This window comes from Leucobacter sp. USCH14, from assembly GCF_037619215.1.
Taxonomy (GTDB): Bacteria; Actinomycetota; Actinomycetes; order Actinomycetales; family Microbacteriaceae; genus Leucobacter.
The window spans coordinates 76,923-95,052 of record NZ_JAQPZP010000006.1 but is presented as its reverse complement, the minus strand read 5'-3'; the positions used below and the strand labels follow the sequence as shown (position 1 = coordinate 95,052).

Below are 18,130 nucleotides of genomic sequence, written 5' to 3'. Positions count from 1 at the left end.
CGGGTCGGGCCCGGGGCGCCGCGATCGGGCGGCGCCCCGGGCAGTGATCACCGCGTCGAGCGGGCCTCTGCGGCGTCGAGCGGGTGCTCTGCGGAGAGCGCGTCGATCGACTCGGTCGAGGGGATCTCCTCCGAGAAGTTGAGCTTCGGCACCGGCTTGCGGAAGAACCCGGTCTTCAGCGCAAGGATGGCGACGCCGATGAGCATCCAGATGCCGCCGACGATCCAGGTGAGGCCCTCGAGCGACGTCCACAGCCAGATGGTGAGGCCGAAGCCCACGAGCGGGAGCACGCCGTAGCGGAACCAGCCCCAGGCCGAGACGGGCTCGGTACGGCCCCCCTTCGGGAAGAGGTAGGTGCGGATGACCGACAGGTTGACCATCGCGAACGCGGCGAGCGCGCCGAAGCTGATCATGAACGCCGCCTGATCGAGGCTCACGAAGAGGCTCGCGAGGGCCACGACCGAGACGGTGGTGGCGGCGACGATCGGGGTGCCGAAGCGCTTCGAGAGGATGCCGAGCGGCTTCGGGAGGATCCCGTCGCGGCCCATGGAGTAGAGGATGCGCGACACCGCGACCTGGCCCGCGAGCCCGGAGCCGAAGCAGCCGGCGACCGTGATGATGACGAAGATGGCGGCGAGAACGTCACCGCCGACGTGGGCGAAGAGCACAGCGCCGGCTGCGTCGAGCAGCTCGGTCGACGCGGTGCTCCAGTCGTCGAGGTAGTAGGCGCGCGCACCGACGTACGAGACGAAGGTGAAGATGAGACCGCCGATGATCGTCGTGAGCATGATGGCGCGAGGGATGTCGCGGCGCGGGTTCTTCGCCTCCTCGGAGAGCGTCGATACGGCGTCGAATCCGAGGAACGAGAGCGCGAGCACGGCCGCGCCCGTGAAGATCGGACTGTACCCGACGGAGCCGGGGATGAACGGGTCGAGCAGCGACGGAGCGTTCGGGTCGTTGATCGCGGTCTTGATGGCGAGGATCGCGAAGACGATCACCGCGGCGAGAGACACGACCACGATGACCGTGTTGATCTTGCCCACGAGCGAGATGCCCAGCACGTTGAAGACGAACACGGCGATGAGCGCGGCGAGGGTGAAGACCCAGGTCGGGACACTCGGGAACTGGGTGCTGACGTACAGGCCGAGGATCAGGAAGTTGATCATCGGGATGAAGAGGTAGTCGAGCATGAGCACCCAGCCGGTGAGGAAGCCGGTGGCGCCGCCGAAGGCCTGCTGCGAGTACGTGTAGGCCGATCCCGCGACCGGGTAGCGGCGCACCATCGCCGCGTAGCTGCCCGCCGTGAACAGCATGACGACGAGGGCGACGATGTACGAGTCGACGAGGTGGCCCTCGGTGAGTTGGTTCACGATCCCGTAGGTCGTGAACACGGTGCCGATGGCCATGTACGAAAGCCCGAACAGCGTGAGGGTGATGGGGCCGAGCGTGCGCTTGAGATGCGCCCCGGTTGCTTCGCTCACTGAATCTCCTGTGATGTGGCGGCTGATGCCGGTGTCGAGCGCCGATTCCGTCGGTGGAGCGGCGACCAAAATGAACAACGTTCTTTTTGACGTGACTAGAGTAGACGCAGATCGTCAGAATTGCGAGTCCGCGCGCGCGGCTCGCTGCCGACTGCGTCGACGAGGGAGTGATGCATGTGAGTGAACGGGAGCGGCGACGAGTGGGGCGACCCAGCGAACAGGTGCTCTCGCGCGTGAGGATCGTCGAAACCGCGCTCGATCTCCTCGACGAGCACGGCGAGGGGTTCGGCATGCGAGACCTGGCGCGCGAGCTCGGCGTGCGGCCGTCGGCGCTCTACAACCACGTGGAGAGCAAAGAGGACGTCTTCCGCGGCATTCGCGAGGTCATCGCGGGGCGGGTCTCGACGCGCGAGCTCGACCACGAGCCCTGGGACGTGGCCCTCGCCGCATGGGCGCGCTCCTACCGCGACGCGTTCGCCGCGCACCCGCCGTCGATCGCGTTGCTCGCGGTCATGCCGTTCGACCCGAGCTCCGACGTCTTCGCGTCGTACGACCGCATCCTGGGGCTGCTGATCTCGGAGGGATGGAGCCGGGCAGCGGCGCTCAACATCCTCGTGGCCTTCGAATCCTTCATCCTCGGTTCCGCGCTCGACGCGGCGGCGGCTCCGGACATGATGCACGCGCGCGATCGCGACGACGTGCCGACCTTCACCGCGGCGTACGAGGATCGGGAGCGGCGCGGCGCGGACACGGGCGTCGGCCCGGCGGATCAGGCCTTCGCGGCCGGGCTCGAACTGCTGCTCGGCGGGCTGCGGGCCGAGCAGCGCGAGCGCGAGGCGCGACGGGGCGCGCTCGGTCATGACGCAGAAGCGCCGCGCTCATCGGGGGAGGAGGCCTCTGTCCGGTGAGCGCGGCGCGCGTGCCGCGGCAGTGACTACCGCGGGTCGAGCGGGTAGTCCTCCGCCATCTGGTCGATCTGCTGCGTGCTCGGATCCTGCTCGGAGAAGTCCATCTTGGGCACCGGGCGACGGAAGCCGCCGGTGACGATCGCGATGATGACGACGCCGACGGCGAGCCAGATCGCACCGACGAGCCAGGTGAGCGCCTCGAGGGAGGTCCAGAGCCAGATGGTGAGCCCGAACCCGATCAGCGGCATGAGTCCGTACCGGATCCAGGCCCAGGCGCCCTCGGGGCGCGTGCCGTTCTTCGGGAAGAGGTACGAGCGGATGACCGAGAGGTTGACCATCGCGAACGCCGCGAGCGCGCCGAAGCTGATCATGAACGCCACGGTGTCGAGCGAGAGGAACAGTGCGGAGAGCGCGAAGACGGACACGACGACTGCGGCGACGACCGGCGTGCTGAAGCGCTGGTGCAGGCGGGCGAGCGGCTTCGGCAGCATGCCATCGCGACCCATCGCGTAGAGGATGCGCGAGACGGAGACCTGGCCGGTCATGCCCGAGCCGAACGCCCCCACGACGTAGATGGCGACGAAGAACGCCGTCAGCCAGCTCGTGCCGAAGCTGTCCATCACCGTCGTACCCGCGGCGTCGATCTGCTCGGGGCTGAGCGTCGCCCAGTCAGGGTTGAACGCGAGCGCGCCCGCCCACGACACGAGGATGAAGAAGAAGCCGCCGAGCAGAGTCGCGAGCACGATGGCGCGCGGAATATCGCGCCGCGGCTGCTTCGCCTCCTCCGAGAGCGTCGACACCGCGTCGAAGCCGAGGAAGGAGAGTGCCAGGATCGCGGCGCCGGACGCGATGGCGCCGATGCCGCCCTCGCCGAACGTGAACGGATCGATGAGGCCGACCGACTGATCGCCGCCGAGGTACTGCTTGAACGCGAGCGCGACGAAGACGACGACGAGCACGACCGAGAGCGCGATGATCACGAAGTTCGCCTTGTTCACCAGGTTGATGCCCAGAATGTTGAAGGCGAGCACCAGCAGCAGTGCGACGAGCGTGAAGACCCAGATCGGAATCGCCGGGAACTGCGTGTTGAGGTAGATGCCGATGAGCATGAAGTTGATCATCGGGATGAAGAGGTAGTCGAGCAGCATCACCCAGCCGGTCAGGAAGCCCGCCGCGCCGCCGAACGACTGCTGAGAATACGTGTAGGCGGATCCGGCCACCGGGTACTTGCGCACCATGGCGCCGTAGCTCGCCGCCGTGAAGAGCATGGTGATCACGGCGACGACGTACGCGGCGGGCAGATGACCGTCGGTCACCTGGTTCACGATGCCGTAGGTGGTGAAGACGGTGATGACCGTCATGTAGGTGACCCCGAACAGGGTCAGGCCGGTGAGGCCGAGCGCCCGCTGGAGGCGGGGTTTGGCTTGTGTATCGCTCACGGTGGTCTCCTTTGAGTCGTGCGATGTCGAGAGAGCGGTGTCAGTCGGTGGAAGTGGTGCCGGCAGAGCCGGACGTGTTCAGGAACGTCACGTCGCCCGCGAGCCAGGTGCCGTTCACGGTGAGATCGGCGATGGCCTCCGGAGCGATCTCCAGCGGATTCTCCGAGAGCCACGCGGCGTCGGCGACTCGGCCCAGCTCGAGGGTGCCGCGGTCGCTCGCGAGCGCCTGACGGGCGATTCCGCTGGTGTACGCGCCGAGCGCGACCGCCGCCGAGACCCGCTCCTCGGGCAGCCAGGCCTCGGCCTCCGGCTCGGCGTGACTGTGACGCGTGATCGCCGTCGAGAGCGCCGGCCGCCAGTCGCGGGTCGTCACCGGCCAGTCGCTTCCGAACGTGACCGTGGCGCCGCTGCGGTGCACCGAGCCGATGAGGTACTGCCAGCCCTCGCGGGAATGACCGAGGTGCGGGATGGTGAGGTCGCGCATCACCGCGTCGCACTGCGCCCAGTAGGGCTCGAAGTTGGCGATGACCCCGAGCTCGGCGAAGCGCTCCACGTCGGCGGGGTCGAGTACCGCGACATGGGCGACGACATGGTGGCGTTCACGGTCGGGATCGGCTGCGCGGGCCTGCTCGAGCGCATCGAGGGCGCTCCGATTGGCGGCGTCGCCGATCGCGTGGAGGTGCAGCTGGAACCCCTCGCCGTCGAACGCGCGCACCGCCTCTGCGAGCTCGGCATCACTCCAGTTCGGCAGCCCGCGATCGTCGGGTCGGTCGGCGTAGGGCTCGATGAGCGCGGCCGTGTGGCTCTCGATGACGCCGTCGAGGAAGAACTTGACGGTGTCCCCGCTCAGGCGGTCGTGCCCGAGAGACCTGACGCGATTGCGGTTCGCGACGAACTCGGCGACCTGCTCGCGCCAGCGAGCGGGGTCGGCGCGGAACGCGAGGTTGACGCGCGTGTGCAGGCGCTCCTGCTGAGCGGCCTCGAGGTAGAGGTCGACATCGGCGGGTTCGACCCAGGCATCCTGAATCCAGGTCGTGCCCTGCTCCGCATACCCGCGCGTCGCCCGTTCGATCGCGTCGAGGCGCTGCTCCAGGGCGAACGCGGGAACGATGTCGGCGATGAAGTCGTTGGCCGCGGCCTCCTGCAGCGTGCCGAGGGGCGAGCCGTCATCGCGGCGCACGATGCGGCCGAGCCGGGGGTCGGGAGTGTCGGCGGTGATGCCGCCGGCCGCGAGCGCGGCGCTGTTCACCCACACGGTGTGGTAGTCCCAGGCGCGCAGGATCGTCGGGGTATCGCCCGTGACCTCGTCGAGCCACCGCGCGTCGAACAGGCCGCCCTCGGAGAAGGTTGCGTCGTAGCTCGCGCCGACGATCCAGTCGGCATCGGGGTGAGCGGCCTTCCAGTCCGCGACCGCCGAGATGATGCCGGCCAGGTCGGCGGCCTGCCGCACCTGCGGGCCGAGCGCCTCGACACCGCCGAGCACGGGGTGGGCGTGGCCGTCGCCGATGCCCGGAACGAGCGTGCCGCCGGCGAGGTCGATCACCGTGGTCGCGTCTTCCGTTGCGGCTGCGGCGAGCGCGCGGGCGTCCTCGCCGAGAGCGGCGACCACGCCTGCGCGGAAGGCGATGGCGTCACTCGTCGCGTGCTCGGGGGCCTCGTTCGGATCGACGATCACGGTTCCGTTGATGAAGACGGTGACGGGAGAGGCATCGCTCATGCTGCATCCTTGCTGCTCGGCGCCGGAGGGCGGTGGGGCTACAGTGGTAAACGAACGGGGTTCGTTTACCGGCGGGACGAGAATAGTACGGATCGGCGGGCAGCGCGAGCGGACGAACGGATTCGCCCGCGGAATCCGCATCTTTGAGCACGAGGGAGTGACATGACAGCGGAAGGAGCGCCGAAGCGTCGGCGTGCGGGCCGCCCGAAGCAGAACGTGCTCTCGCCACGATTGATTCACGAGACCGCGCTCCGGCTCATCGACCGGCACGGCGTCGAGGGCGCGGGCATGCGAGCCATCGCGGCGGAGCTCGGAGTGCGGCCCTCCTCGCTCTACAACCACGTCGCAGGGCAGTCCGAACTCATCGCCGGCGTGCGCGACCTCGTGAGCGAGCGCATCCCCACCGCGCCCTTCGCCGAACTGCCGTGGGATGAGGCGCTCGAGCACTGGGCGCTCGGGTACCGGCTGGCATTCGCGTCGCACCCGCCCACCATCGCGCTGCTCGCCGTGCAACCGCTCACCCCGGAATCGGCGACGTCGTTCATGTACGACACCGTCGCCGCGGCGCTCGTACGAGCGGGGTGGCCGGAGGAGCGGGCGCTCTCCGTCATCGTGGCGTTCGAATGCTTCATCCTCGGTGCGGCACTCGACCTCGCGGCCGACCCGACGATGCTCGACCCGGGGCGACGCAGCGACGTCCCCGCATTCTCGGCCGCCTACCGCGCCCGGGGCGATGCGCTCGCCGCTTCGGGCGGCAGCCCCGCCGACGACGCGTTCGCGATCGGCCTGCGCGCGATGCTCCACGGACTGCGAGCCGAGTACGCGCGGTTGGGGGCGAGTGCCGCCTGAGGTCTAGAAGATGATCGTGCGGTCGCCGTCGACGAGTACGCGGTTCTCGGCGTAGGAGCGCACGGCGTGGCGCAGTACGCGGGCCTCCACGTCCTGTCCCAGCTGGGTCAGCGCGCGCACCGTGTACCCGTGATCCACGCGAATCGTGTCCTGCTCGATGATCGGTCCCTCGTCGAGGTCGGTCGTGACGAAGTGCGCCGTGGCTCCGATGAGCTTCACGCCCCGCTGATGCGCCTGCTTGTAGGGGTTCGCGCCCTTGAAGCCGGGCAGGAACGAGTGGTGGATGTTGATCGCCCGACCCTCGAGCTCGGCGCAGAGCTCGGGCGAGAGGATCTGCATGTACCGGGCGAGCACCACGAGCTCGATGTCGAGCTCTTCGACCGCCTCCATGACGCGCGCCTCGAACGCTGCTTTCTCCTCGGCACCCGCGATGGCGCGGTGCTCGAAGGGCACGTCGTAGAACTCGGCGATGTCGCGCACGGTCTCGTGGTTCGACAGCACGAGCGGCACGTCGATGGCCAGCTGCCCGGCGCGTCGCCGGTAGAGCAGATCGTTGACGCAGTGCGTCGCGGTCGAGGCGAGGATCAGCGTGCGCACGGGCCGGTCGGCGCGGTCGAGACGCCACGTCATGTGGTAGCGCTCGGTCACCGGCGCGAGCGCCTGGGCGAATCGTTCGTCGAAGGTCTCGGGCTGCGCGACGGCCTCCACCTGCAGTCGCATGAAGAAGCGCCCGGTGTCAGCCGATGCGAACTGCTGGCTCTCCACGATGTTGCCCCCGGCAGCGACGATGGCGCCGCTGATCGAGTGCACGATGCCCGGTCCGTCGATGCAGGAGAGGGTCAGCACCCACTGGGCGTCGGGTGCGGTGGAAGGTGCGGGGAGCGTAGTCACGGTGTCCAGGGTAGTGCGTGCGCCCCACCGGCCCAATTTTGCTACAGTGACGCCAGGGGGGGCGACGACCGGGGGACTCGAGCAGAGCATCACCCGGCGGCGAGCATCAGCGCAAAGGAGTGAATCGATGTCGCAGCACCGCACCGGAGAATCAGGTGGGCCGATTCCCGACGAGGACGCAGGGCTGCCGCCCGTCGCGCTCACCGATGCGGAGCGGGCGGAGGACGACGGCAGGCGACGCGGCCTGAAGATCGCGATCTGGATCGCGGTCGGGCTGCTGGGCGCGGTGGGCTGGACCATGCTCGCCCTCGCGCGCGGCGAGACGGTGAACGCGATCTGGTTCGTATTCGCCGGCGTGTGCACCTACCTCATCGGCTACCGCTTCTACTCGAAGTTCATCGAGTGGAAGATCGCGAGGCCCGACGATCGTCGCGCCACCCCCGCGGAGTACCGGGCGAACGGCAGTGATTACGTCGTGACGGATCGGCGTGTGCTCTACGGCCACCACTTCGCCGCCATCGCCGGCGCCGGTCCCCTCGTCGGGCCGATCCTCGCCGCTCAGTGGGGCTTCCTCCCGGGTACGATCTGGATCATCGTCGGCGTGATCGTCGCGGGAGCGGTCCAGGATTATCTCGTGCTGTACTTCTCGATGCGCCGCGGAGGCCGCTCGCTCGGGCAGATGGCGCGCGATCAACTCGGACGCATCGGGGGCACCGCCGCGATCCTCGCCACGCTCGTGATCATGGTGATCATCGTCGCGATTCTCGCGCTCGTCGTCGTCAACGCGCTGGCGGAGAGCCCGTGGGGCGTCTTCTCCGTCGGGCTCACGATCCCGATCGCCCTCTTCATGGGCGTCTACCTGCGCTACCTGCGCCCCGGCCGCATCACCGAGGTGTCGATCATCGGGTTCGTGCTGCTGATGGCCGCCATCATCTCGGGCGGGTGGGTCGCGGAAACCGAATGGGGTGCGGCGCTCTTCACACTGGACAAGACGACGCTCGCCTGGTGCATCATCATCTACGGATTCATCGCGGCAGTGCTGCCGGTGTGGCTGCTGCTCGCGCCGCGCGACTACCTCTCCACCTTTATGAAGATCGGCGTGATCCTGCTGCTCGCCGCGGCGGTGATCCTCGTCATGCCGAACGTCGAGGCGCCCGCGCTGAGCCAGTTCGCATTCACCGACACCGCTCCGGTGGTCACCGGCAGCATCTTCCCGTTCCTCTTCGTCACGATCGCGTGCGGCGCCCTCTCGGGCTTCCACGCGCTCATCTCGAGCGGCACGACCCCGAAGCTCGTGCAGAAGGAACGGCAGACGCGCGTCATCGGGTACGGCGGCATGCTCATGGAGTCGTTCGTCGCGCTGATGGCGCTCGTCGCCGCGGTCACTCTCGATCAGGGCATCTACTACGCGATGAACGGATCCGCCGCCGCGACGGGCGGTACGGTGCAGGGCGCGGTCGACTTCGTGATGGGGCTCGGGATCGCGGGGGTCGACGTGACCGCGCAGCAGCTGACCGATGTCGCGGCAGCCGTCGGCGAGGAGAGCATCGTCTCCCGCACCGGCGGCGCCCCGACGCTCGCGCTCGGCCTCGCGAACATCATGAAGGACCTCATCGGCGGTACGGCGATGATGGGCTTCTGGTACCACTTCGCGATCATGTTCGAGGCGCTCTTCATTCTCACCGCTGTCGACGCCGGCACCCGAGTCGCACGCTTCATGCTCCAGGATTCCATCGGCAACGTCGTGCCGAAGTTCGCGGACAATTCGTGGCGGCCGGGGGTGTGGATCACCACCGCCATCATGGTGGCGGCGTGGGGGTCGATCCTCATCATGGGGGTCACCGATCCGCTCGGAGGCATCAATACCCTCTTCCCGCTCTTCGGCATCGCGAACCAGCTGCTCGCGGCCATCGCGCTCGCGGTGGTCATGGCGATCGTCGCCGCGCAGAAGAACTTCCGGTACCTCTGGGTGGTGATCGTGCCCCTCGCCCTGACGGCCGTCGTCACGATCACCGCGTCGATGTACAAGATCTTCTCGCCGAACCCGGCGATCGGCTACTGGGCGAACCACTTCGCATTCCGCGACGCGCTCGCCGCGGGGGAGACGTCGCACGGCACCGCCGAGGGGGTCGAGGCGATGAGCGCGGTGGTGCGCAACACCGCGATCCAGGGCGCGCTGTCGATCCTCTTCGTCACGCTCGCGATCATCGTGATCGTCACCGCGGTCGTCGCCGTGCTGCGATCGCGCCGCAGCCCCGAGGCGGTCGACACGAGCGACCCGCCGGTGCCGTCTCGGACGTATGCGCCTGCGGGCATCTTCGCGACGGTGAACGAGCGCAGGCTCGAGCGCCGGTGGGCCGAGGAGCAGCCGGATGCGCTGCGCGCCCGGGGTCACTGAATGCACGCGATGATTCGTGCGATCGACGCTGGCGGCTCGCGTCTGCGCTGGTTCTGCCGTGAGCTCTTCGGCGACGCGAAGTACGAGCGCTACGTCGCGCACCTCCGTTCGGCGCATCCCGACGCTCCCGTACCCGACGAGCGCACCTTCTGGCGCGAGCACTACGCGGAGCAGGATCGCAACCCCGGCGCGCGGTGCTGCTGACTCCGCGAGCATCGGAGGAGGAGGGAACGGGCGAGGCGCATCGCTCGCCGCTCCCGCTCCCGCTTGCTAAGCTGAGCGCGTCGTGACTGGCGTACAGATGGTCACCATCGGGAAACGACACACTGCTTGCAAGGGACGGCCGCTCGCCTGGGTCGGATCCGGAAATGTTGCCGCGCTCAGGCGCGAATCACCACCGAGGAGCATTGCATGACCACCCAGTCAGCCTTTTTCAACGAGCCGCTCGAGACCGTCGATCCCGAGATCGCCGAGGTGCTCAAGAACGAGCTCAATCGTCAGCGCTCGACGCTGGAGATGATCGCCAGCGAGAACTTCGTGCCCCGCGCCGTGCTCGAGTCGCAGGGCTCCGTGCTCACGAACAAGTACGCCGAGGGCTACCCGGGCCGCCGCTACTACGGCGGGTGCGAGTTCGTCGATGTCGCCGAGGATCTGGCGCGCGAGCGCGCCAAGTCGCTCTTCGGAGCCGCTTACGCCAACGTGCAGCCCCACTCGGGCGCATCGGCCAACGCCGCCGTGCTCTCGGCGATCGCTGAACCGGGCGACACGATACTCGGCCTCGAGCTGTCGCACGGCGGCCACCTGACCCACGGCATGAAGCTCAACTTCTCGGGCAAGCTCTACAAGGTCGCCTCGTACGGCGTCGACCCCGAGACGTTCCTCATCGACATGGACGTGGTGCGCCAGCAGGCCCTCGAGCACCGGCCCAAGGTGATCATCGCCGGATGGTCGGCCTACCCGCGCACGCTCGACTTCGCAAAGTTCCGCGAGATCGCCGACGAGGTCGGCGCGACGCTGTGGGTCGACATGGCGCACTTCGCCGGCCTCGTGGCCGCGGGCCTCTACCCGAACCCGGTGCCTCACGCGCACGTGGTCTCGTCGACCGTGCACAAGACCATCGGCGGCCCGCGCTCGGGCTTCATCCTCACCAACGATCTCGAGCTGCACAAGAAGCTGAACTCGAACGTCTTCCCGGGCCATCAGGGCGGACCGCTCATGCACGTGATCGCCGCGAAGGCGACCGCGTTCAAGCTCGCAGCGACCGAGGAGTTCGCGGATCGCCAGGTGCGCACCCTCTCCGGTGCGAAGCTGCTCGCGGAGGCTCTGACGACCGACGCGTCGCGGAACGCGGGAGTGGACGTGCTCACCGGCGGCACCGACGTGCACCTGGTGCTCGCGGACCTGCGCAACTCGTCGCTCGACGGGCAGCAGGCCGAGGACGCGCTGCACGCGGTCGGTATCACCGTGAACCGCAATGCGGTGCCGTTCGACCCTCGCCCGCCGATGGTCACGTCGGGGCTGCGCATCGGCACCCCCGCGCTCGCGACCCGCGGTTTCGGCGAGACGGAGTTCGCCGAGGTGGCCGACATCATCGCGCTCACACTGCAGCAGTCGGGCGACGTCGACGCGCTCTCGGCTCGCGTCAAGGCGCTGGCCGACGCATTCCCGCTGTACCCCGGCCTCGAGGAGTGGTGACCCGTGGCCGCTGAGCTTCTGGACGGGAAGGCGGCTGCCGCAGCGATCAAGCGCGAGCTCTCGGGCCGCGTCGCCGCGCTGCGCGAACGCGGCGTCGTACCGGGGCTCGCGACGGTGCTCGTCGGCGATGATCCGGGTTCGCAGTGGTACGTCGCGGGCAAGCATCGCGATTGCGCGGAGGTCGGCATCGCCTCGATCAAGCGCGATCTCCCGGAGTCCGTGACGCAGGAGGAGCTCGAGGCCGTACTCGACGAGCTCAACGCCGACCCGGCGTGCACGGGGTACATCGTGCAGCTGCCGCTGCCGAAGCACATCGACACCGACCGGATTCTCGAGCGCATCGACCCGGACAAGGACGCGGACGGGCTGCACCCGACCAACCTCGGGAGACTCGTGCTCAATGCGAACCGGCCGATCGAGTCGCCGCTGCCGTGCACTCCGCGCGGCGTGATCGAGCTCGTCGAGCGCAACGGCCTCTCCTGGGAGGGCAAGCACGTCGTGGTCGTGGGTCGCGGCGTGACGGTCGGGCGCCCGATCGGCCCGCTGCTGACACGACGCGAGTTCAATGCGACCGTGACGCTCACGCACACCGGTACTCGCGATCTCGGTGCGATCCTACGGCAGGCGGACGTTATCGTCGCGGCGGCGGGCTCAGAGGGCATCGTGCGCGCCGAAGACGTGAAGCCGGGAGCGGTGGTGCTCGATGTCGGCGTCTCGCGGAAGATCGATCCGGAGACGGGGAAGAGCCGTGTCGTCGGTGACGTCGATCCGTCGGTCGCCGAGGTCGCGGCGTGGGTCTCACCGAATCCGGGCGGAGTCGGACCGATGACGCGTGCGCTCCTGCTGCAGAACGTCGTGGAGATGGCGGAACGGGCCTGACGCCGGTGCCGAAAGCTCCGCGCCGACCTCCGGGGGCGCCGAGCTTTCAGGCGGGCGCGGCATACTGAAGTGCGTCGTGCCCGCCGCCCATCCCGACGAAAGTTGAGCCCTGCACGTGACACCGACGACCACCGCACTCTCCACGATCGCGACCGTCCCCGCGCTGTTCGGCATCGACTGGCTCGACCCGGAGACGCTGCTGGAGGCGGGCGGCTGGATCGCCCTCGTGCTCGCGTGCGCCTTCGTCTTTCTCGAGACCGGCGTGCTCGTGCTGGCCTTCCTCCCGGGCGACTCGCTGCTGTTCACCGTGGGCCTGTTCAGTGCGACCGGCATCATCGGGGTGCCGATCTGGCTCACCTGCGCGCTGCTCTTCGTCTTCGCGTTCGCGGGCGACCAGATGGGCTTCATGATCGGGCGCAAACTCGGGCCGGCGATCTTCAATCGAGAGAAGAGCCGGCTGTTCAACCCCGAGAACGTCGCGCGCACCCACGTGTTCTTCGAGAAGCACGGGCCGAAGGCGATCATCATCGCCCGCTTCCTGCCGGTCTTCCGCGCCTTCGTGCCGGCGGCCGCGGGTGTCGGCAGGATGAACTACCGGCACTTCGTGCTCTACAACGCCATCGGCGCGCTGCTCTGGGGCGTCGGAGTCACGCTGCTCGGGTACTTCCTCGGTCAGATCCCCTTCGTGCGGGAGTACAGCGAGGTGTTCATCATCGTGCTCGTGCTCATCCCGGGCATCCCTATCCTCATCGAACTCTTCCGCGCGTTCTCCGCCTGGCGCGCCCGACGCAATGCGGCAGTGGCGGCCCCTCAGGCGCCCGCGGGGCCCGACACGCCCGTACGCGACGAGATCGGCTGACCCGCCCATGGGAATCACGCAGATGAACACGCACCCCGGCGGCGAGTACGAGGGGCTGGTCGGGTGGATCCTGACGCTGATGGAGACCATCGGCGAGGTGGGCGTCGGCCTCGCCGTCTTCCTCGAGACGTTCATCCCGCCCATTCCCTCGGAAGCGCTGCTGCCGGGCGCGGGGTTTCTCGCGTACGAGGGGCGACTGAACTTCTGGCTGGCGTGGGCGATGGCGACGCTCGGTGCTCTCGTCGGCGCCTGGGTCTGGTACGCCATCGGCGCGGCTTTCGGGCGGGAGCGAACCCGATGGGTCGTCGGCAGGATTCCGCTGATGGATCACGACGACTTCGATCGGGCGGAGGCGTTCTTCGGTCGCTGGGGCGGCACCGCGGTGCTCGTCGGCCGCTGCGTGCCGCTCGTGCGATCCTTCATCTCGATTCCCGCCGGTATCGAGCGCATGTCGATCGTGAAGTTCAGTCTGTACACGCTGCTCGGATCCGGCGTGTGGAACGCGATCTGGATCGGCCTGGGCTTCGCGTTCGGGCCCGCCATCAAGCCGATTCTCGAGCAGTGGAGCGGGGTGCTCTCCGATGCCGTGATCGTGATCGTCATCGCTCTCCTTTTGTGGTTCGTCATCGCCCGCCTCGTGCGCAATGCGCGCCGGAAGCGCGGCGCGTAGGCAGCCGATCGGCGGGCACACGTTGACGTGAGCGCGATCCCGCTCTAAAGTACAACCAAATGGTTGCACGAATCTCACCCCAGACCGCTGACGTCAGCGCATCACGCGCCGATGCGCTCTCCGACGAGCAGGTGAACCGCATATTCCGGGCTCTCGCCGATGCGACGCGTCGCGACATCGTGCGCCGCACGCTCACAGCCGAGGCGTCCATCTCCGAGCTGGCAGGCGCCTACGAGATGTCGTTCGCCGCGGTGCAGAAGCACGTCGCCGTGCTCGAAGCGGCAGACCTCGTCGCGCGCACGCCGAAGGGAAGGGAGCGCATCATCCGCGGCAACCCCGAGACCATCCGCCGGGCCCAGGAGCTTCTGGGCCGCTTCGAGCAGATCTGGCGTTCGCGCATCGACCGGCTCGACGCGTTCTTCGCCGAACACTCCGAATAATTCGAGGCGGGGCGGCATCGTCGCCGCACCCGCCGCTCACCGGAAAGGCCGACATCATGCCCATCACCTCCGTCACCACCGACCCCGACGCCTGCACACTGACCGTCGTCGCCGACTTCGCAGTGCCGTTGCGCAGACTCTGGGACGCGTATGCCGACCCCCGGCAGATCGAGCGCTTCTGGGGGCCGCCCGAGTACCCGGCGACCTTCACCCGGCACGACGCCGCAGCGGGCGGGCTGAGCACGTACACCATGACCGGGCCCGAGGGCGACAGCCACGGCGGCTACTGGGAATGGGAATCGGTCGAGGCGCCCCACTCCTTCGTGGTGCGCGACGGCTTCACGAACGACGACGGCACGCCGAACACCGAACTGCCCACCGTGCTCATGGAGTTCGCTTTCGCTGAGACGGCGCTCGGCTCGAGACTCACGACAACCTCCCGCTTCGGCTCGCTCGAAGCGCTCGAGCAGCTCACGGCGATGGGGATGGAAGAGGGCATGCGGGCGGCGATGGGGCAGATCGATGCGGTCGTCGAGGATCTCCAGTCGTTCGCCGCCGGTCGCGCGACCGAGGTGCAACTGCTGGGGGAGACGCGAGCGCGAGTGTCTCGCGTCATCCGCGGTTCCGTCGACGAGGTGTGGCGCGCCCACACCGACCCCGCACTGCTGCGGCGCTGGCAGCTCGGCCCTGACGGGTGGAGTATGCCGGTGTGCGAGTTCGGCGCCGCGATCGGCCAGTCGCTGCGCACCGAGTGGCAGAACGATGAGAGCGGAGAGCGCTTCGGGTTCGCCGGGGTCGTGGTCGAGTCGGCCGAGCCCCATCGTCTCGTGACGACGGAGCGCATGATCTCGCCGCAGGATCCGGATGGTGCGACCAGCCCCGAGACGCTGAACGAGATGACGCTCACTCCAGTCGAAGGCGGCACGCTGCTCGCGTACGTGATCACCTACCCCGATGCCGCGGTGCGCGAGGCCGTGCTCGCGACCGGCATGGCCGACGGCATGGAGACCGGCTACCAGCGCCTCGAGCGCGAGGTGCTCTCGGCGTGACCGCGCGGGAGGGGGAATCGCCCCCCCCTTTCCGGGCCGCGATCGGCTCCGATTCACAGGGGGAGCGGCTACTCTAGGGGACTGTGCTGCTGACGGATCTGGAAAACTATTCGACCATCGCCCTGTACTCGGCGATGATCGTCTACGCCATCGCCTTCGTGTTCTACGCGGTGGATCTCGCGAACCGCAGCGGCGATGCCGCCGCCGCCGCGAAAGCTCCCGTCGCCGAGACGGCATCGGCGGCGGCAGCAGCGGGCGGCGTCGCGACGCTGGTGCGCACGGCGCCACCGAGCCGTGTCTCGACCCCCGCTGCGAAGCCGCGGCGATCCCGCTCGCTGCGCATCGGATTCTCGCTCACCGTGCTCGGGTTCCTGCTGCACCTCGGCGCGACCGTGCTGCGCGGCATCGGTGCGGAACGCGTGCCCTGGGCCAACATGTACGAATTCGCGCTCACGGCGACCTGCGCGATCGTGCTGATCTTCCTCGTCGTGCAGTTCTTCGTCGACCTGCGATTCCTCGGAGCGCTCATCACCGGCCTGACGATCCTGTTCCTCGGGGTCACGAAGGTGAACTTCTACGTCGCGATCGTGCCGCTGCAGCCCGCGCTCGACTCCTACTGGCTCGTCATCCACATTCTCGTCGCCGTGCTGGCGGTCGGGTTCCTGACGCTCTCGTTCGGTCTCTCGGTGCTGCAGCTGCTGCAGGCCCGCCGCGAGTCGCGCGACGCGCAGGGCGGCGCTCCCACCATGCGCTTCCTCTCGACGTTCCCCACGGCCGTGCGCCTCGAGGATCTCGCGTACCGCCTCGCGATCATCGGCTTCGTGTTCTGGACCTTCACCCTCATCGCGGGCTCGATCTGGGCGGAAGCGGCCTGGAGCCGTTACTGGGGCTGGGACACGAAGGAGGTGTGGACCTTCGTGATCTGGGTGCTGTACGCCGGCTACATCCACGCCCGGGCCACGCGCGGTTGGCGCGGCACCCGGTCGGCGTGGCTGTCGGTCATCGCGTACACGGCGGTCATCTTCAACTTCACGATCGTCAACGTGTTCTTCAAGGGGCTGCACGCCTACTCGGGCCTGTAGGCGGCGACGCGCGCCAGCGGGTATCGCCCGGTTCGGCTACTGAAGCACCTCGACCATCTCCGCCGGATCGATCAGACGCCCGGCGAGGGTCGGCCCATGGGCACTCGAGCTGTCGGCCGTGCCTCCCGCGTCGCGCAGGTGATCGACGATCCAGGCGAGCTCATCCGCCTCGTGCGTCACGATCCACTCCGCATCGCCGAGACCGCACGCCGCGGCGGCCTGGATCGACACGGCGTTCGGCGCGTCCGCGAACGTCGGCCGCTCGGTCGCGCCGCTGACCGAGAGCCACTGCTTCGGGGCGTCGTCGCCGTCCGGCGCATCGACCACGACGCCGAGCGCGCTCCACGAGCGGATGAGCGGCTGCACGAGCGCCGTGCGACGCAGTTGGCGGAGCGACCACTGCAGGTCCTCGGGCGCCACGCCCTGCAGCCAGACGAGCACATCGGAGTCGGATCGAACGCCGCTCACGTCGTACCACCCGCGAACGAGCACACCCTCGTCGTCGATCTCGCGCGAGACGTCCTCGAGCTCCCGGACGATTCCGGGCACGTCGCGGCCGTCGAGCACGACCGGGTGCGAGGAGCTGACGCGGAACGCCGCGAACAGCGAGAAGTTCGTCTCCGGCACCCCGCCTTCGAGTGCGTCGGAGGGAATGGCCGCGGGTTCGATTCCGAGTTCGCTCATGCCTCCATCGTGGTGGGGCGAGCGGAGCGATGCAAGGGGCTGCCGGTCAGCGCCCGCCGACGACCGGGAAGCTCCCGGCCGGCGCCTCGCCCTCGTCGTACACCGTCGACGGGGGGCCGATGAGGCGCGAATCGGGCGTGCCGACGACCTGCTCATCCTTGTCGGGGTAGTCGAACCGCGACAGCACCCATCGCATCGCTTCGAGACGCGCCCGCTTCTTGTCGTTCGATTTGACCACGGTCCACGGAGCATGGGGCGTGTCCGTGTAGAAGAACATCGCCTCCTTCGCCTCGGTGTAGTCGTCCCACTTGTCGAGACTCGCGAGATCGGTCGGCGAGAGCTTCCACTGCTTCACCGGGTCCTCCGAACGCGACATGAAGTGATCGTGCTGCTCGGCCTTGCCCACGGAGAACCAGAACTTCACGAGGTGCACCCCGGAGTTCACGAGCATCTGCTCGAACTCCGGCGCGGACCGGGTGAACTCGAGGTACTGCTGGGGAGTGCAGTACCCCATGACGCGCTCGACCCCGGCGCGGTTGTACCACGATCGATCGAAGAGCACGATCTCGCCCGCCGACGGCAGATGCTGCACGTAGCGCTGGAAGTACCACTGCGTCCGTTCGCGCTCCGTCGGCACCTCGAGAGCGACGACGCGCGCCCCGCGCGGGTTGAGGTGCTCGGTGAAGCGCTTGATCGCGCCGCCCTTACCCGCGGCGTCGCGACCCTCGAAGAGGATCACGATCTTCTCCCCGGACTCCTTGACCCACGCCTGCAGCTTCAGGAGCTCGATCTGCAGCAGGCGCTTCTCGAGCTCGTACGCCCGTCGCGAGAGCTTGGTGTCGTACGGGTAGCCCTGTCGCCATGCCGCATCGGGTCCGTTCTGCGCCGGACGCCCGACCGAGAGGAGTTCGCCGATCTCGTCGATCTCCGGTGTGACGTCGACGTCTCCGGGGCGGCGAGCTGGAACTCGTGATCTCGCGACGGTGGGAACTCATCAGTCATACGGATCCTTTCGACGGGCGACGGTCGGCGGCCTCACCCAGTGTGGTCGTCGCCGGTGAACGGCGAGCGACGACCCGGGAAACGCGG

The 18,130-nt window shown here is 68.4% G+C and carries 16 protein-coding genes, 1 pseudogene and 1 riboswitch; of the genes and pseudogenes, 11 read left to right on the top strand and 6 right to left on the bottom strand.

Features of this window, described 5'->3' with window-relative positions; all coding sequences use genetic code 11:
- Nucleotides 1-47: 47 nt before the first annotated feature.
- A complete protein-coding gene (locus tag PQI23_RS08050) occupies nt 48-1,481 on the bottom strand; it encodes an APC family permease (protein ID WP_339973317.1) in 1,434 nt (477 codons plus the stop codon).
- Nucleotides 1,482-1,657: 176 nt separating this feature from the next.
- On the opposite strand from PQI23_RS08050, the gene PQI23_RS08045 reads away from it, so the two are divergent.
- Complete coding sequence (locus PQI23_RS08045) at nt 1,658-2,389, top strand: TetR/AcrR family transcriptional regulator (RefSeq protein ID WP_445238415.1); 732 nt, start codon at nt 1,658-1,660, stop codon at nt 2,387-2,389.
- A gap of 26 nt (nt 2,390-2,415) precedes the next feature.
- On the opposite strand, the gene PQI23_RS08040 is transcribed toward PQI23_RS08045, so the two are convergent.
- Entirely contained in the window at nt 2,416-3,828 is a 1,413-nt protein-coding gene (locus PQI23_RS08040) for an APC family permease (protein WP_339973313.1), read from the bottom strand.
- Between the two features lie 40 nt (nt 3,829-3,868).
- Entirely contained in the window at nt 3,869-5,545 is a 1,677-nt protein-coding gene (locus tag PQI23_RS08035) for an amidohydrolase (protein WP_339973310.1), read from the bottom strand.
- Nucleotides 5,546-5,707: 162 nt separating this feature from the next.
- Between PQI23_RS08035 and PQI23_RS08030 the strand changes: the two genes are divergently transcribed.
- Nucleotides 5,708-6,394, top strand: a complete 687-nt coding sequence (locus PQI23_RS08030; protein WP_339973308.1) for a TetR/AcrR family transcriptional regulator — start codon at nt 5,708-5,710, stop codon at nt 6,392-6,394.
- Between the two features lie 3 nt (nt 6,395-6,397).
- Here PQI23_RS08030 and purU read toward each other — a convergent pair whose 3' ends face one another.
- Nucleotides 6,398-7,285 (bottom strand): formyltetrahydrofolate deformylase, encoded by an 888-nt coding sequence (gene purU / locus PQI23_RS08025; protein ID WP_339973306.1) that lies wholly within the window; start codon nt 7,283-7,285, stop codon nt 6,398-6,400.
- 127 nt (nt 7,286-7,412) lie between these two features.
- On the opposite strand from purU, the gene PQI23_RS08020 reads away from it, so the two are divergent.
- The 9 genes from PQI23_RS08020 (at nt 7,413) to ccsB (ending at nt 16,357) form a co-directional block, all read left to right on the top strand.
- On the top strand, nt 7,413-9,683 hold the full coding sequence (locus tag PQI23_RS08020) for a carbon starvation CstA family protein (RefSeq protein WP_339973304.1): 2,271 nt from the start codon (nt 7,413-7,415) through the stop codon (nt 9,681-9,683).
- Nucleotides 9,684-9,692: 9 nt separating this feature from the next.
- Nucleotides 9,693-9,887, top strand: a complete 195-nt coding sequence (locus PQI23_RS08015; RefSeq protein ID WP_339973303.1) for a YbdD/YjiX family protein — start codon at nt 9,693-9,695, stop codon at nt 9,885-9,887.
- 72 nt (nt 9,888-9,959) lie between these two features.
- Nucleotides 9,960-10,047: riboswitch (ZMP/ZTP riboswitch) on the top strand.
- Between the two features lie 47 nt (nt 10,048-10,094).
- Complete coding sequence (gene glyA / locus PQI23_RS08010) at nt 10,095-11,378, top strand: serine hydroxymethyltransferase (protein WP_339973301.1); 1,284 nt, start codon at nt 10,095-10,097, stop codon at nt 11,376-11,378.
- A 3-nt stretch (nt 11,379-11,381) separates the two neighbouring features.
- Entirely contained in the window at nt 11,382-12,257 is an 876-nt protein-coding gene (locus tag PQI23_RS08005) for a bifunctional methylenetetrahydrofolate dehydrogenase/methenyltetrahydrofolate cyclohydrolase (RefSeq protein ID WP_339973299.1), read from the top strand.
- 115 nt (nt 12,258-12,372) lie between these two features.
- Nucleotides 12,373-13,116, top strand: coding sequence for a DedA family protein (locus tag PQI23_RS08000; protein WP_339973297.1), 744 nt, complete (start codon nt 12,373-12,375; stop codon nt 13,114-13,116).
- A 7-nt stretch (nt 13,117-13,123) separates the two neighbouring features.
- On the top strand, nt 13,124-13,786 hold the full coding sequence (locus tag PQI23_RS07995) for a DedA family protein (protein WP_339973295.1): 663 nt from the start codon (nt 13,124-13,126) through the stop codon (nt 13,784-13,786).
- Nucleotides 13,787-13,845: 59 nt separating this feature from the next.
- Nucleotides 13,846-14,226 (top strand): ArsR/SmtB family transcription factor, encoded by a 381-nt coding sequence (locus PQI23_RS07990; RefSeq protein ID WP_339973293.1) that lies wholly within the window; start codon nt 13,846-13,848, stop codon nt 14,224-14,226.
- Nucleotides 14,227-14,282: 56 nt separating this feature from the next.
- Nucleotides 14,283-15,275 (top strand): SRPBCC family protein, encoded by a 993-nt coding sequence (locus tag PQI23_RS07985; RefSeq protein WP_339973291.1) that lies wholly within the window; start codon nt 14,283-14,285, stop codon nt 15,273-15,275.
- Between the two features lie 134 nt (nt 15,276-15,409).
- Nucleotides 15,410-16,357: a c-type cytochrome biogenesis protein CcsB gene (ccsB, locus tag PQI23_RS07980; RefSeq protein ID WP_339973467.1), complete on the top strand. Its 948-nt coding sequence runs from the start codon at nt 15,410-15,412 to the stop codon at nt 16,355-16,357.
- Nucleotides 16,358-16,393: 36 nt separating this feature from the next.
- Here the strand turns inward: ccsB and PQI23_RS07975 are convergent, their stop codons facing one another.
- Nucleotides 16,394-17,041, bottom strand: coding sequence for a chlorite dismutase family protein (locus PQI23_RS07975; protein ID WP_339973289.1), 648 nt, complete (start codon nt 17,039-17,041; stop codon nt 16,394-16,396).
- A 46-nt stretch (nt 17,042-17,087) separates the two neighbouring features.
- Nucleotides 17,088-17,990 (bottom strand): annotated as a pseudogene (ppk2, locus tag PQI23_RS07970) (polyphosphate kinase 2); the annotation flags it as partial.
- Nucleotides 17,991-18,130: the final 140 nt, after the last annotated feature.

Excerpts from the sequence above, each read along its gene's own strand:
- PQI23_RS07990 (WP_339973293.1), top strand. The coding sequence starts at position 13,846 with ATGGTTGCACGAATCTCACCCCAGACCGCTGACGTCAGCGCATCACGC.
- PQI23_RS07975 (WP_339973289.1), bottom strand. The coding sequence starts at position 17,041 with ATGAGCGAACTCGGAATCGAACCCGCGGCCATTCCCTCCGACGCACTC.
- ccsB (WP_339973467.1), top strand. The coding sequence starts at position 15,410 with ATGATCGTCTACGCCATCGCCTTCGTGTTCTACGCGGTGGATCTCGCG.
- PQI23_RS07985 (WP_339973291.1), top strand. The coding sequence starts at position 14,283 with ATGCCCATCACCTCCGTCACCACCGACCCCGACGCCTGCACACTGACC.
- glyA (WP_339973301.1), top strand. The coding sequence starts at position 10,095 with ATGACCACCCAGTCAGCCTTTTTCAACGAGCCGCTCGAGACCGTCGAT.
- PQI23_RS08015 (WP_339973303.1), top strand. The coding sequence starts at position 9,693 with ATGATTCGTGCGATCGACGCTGGCGGCTCGCGTCTGCGCTGGTTCTGC.
- PQI23_RS08035 (WP_339973310.1), bottom strand. The coding sequence starts at position 5,545 with ATGAGCGATGCCTCTCCCGTCACCGTCTTCATCAACGGAACCGTGATC.
- PQI23_RS08030 (WP_339973308.1), top strand. The coding sequence starts at position 5,708 with ATGACAGCGGAAGGAGCGCCGAAGCGTCGGCGTGCGGGCCGCCCGAAG.
- PQI23_RS08020 (WP_339973304.1), top strand. The coding sequence starts at position 7,413 with ATGTCGCAGCACCGCACCGGAGAATCAGGTGGGCCGATTCCCGACGAG.
- PQI23_RS07995 (WP_339973295.1), top strand. The coding sequence starts at position 13,124 with ATGGGAATCACGCAGATGAACACGCACCCCGGCGGCGAGTACGAGGGG.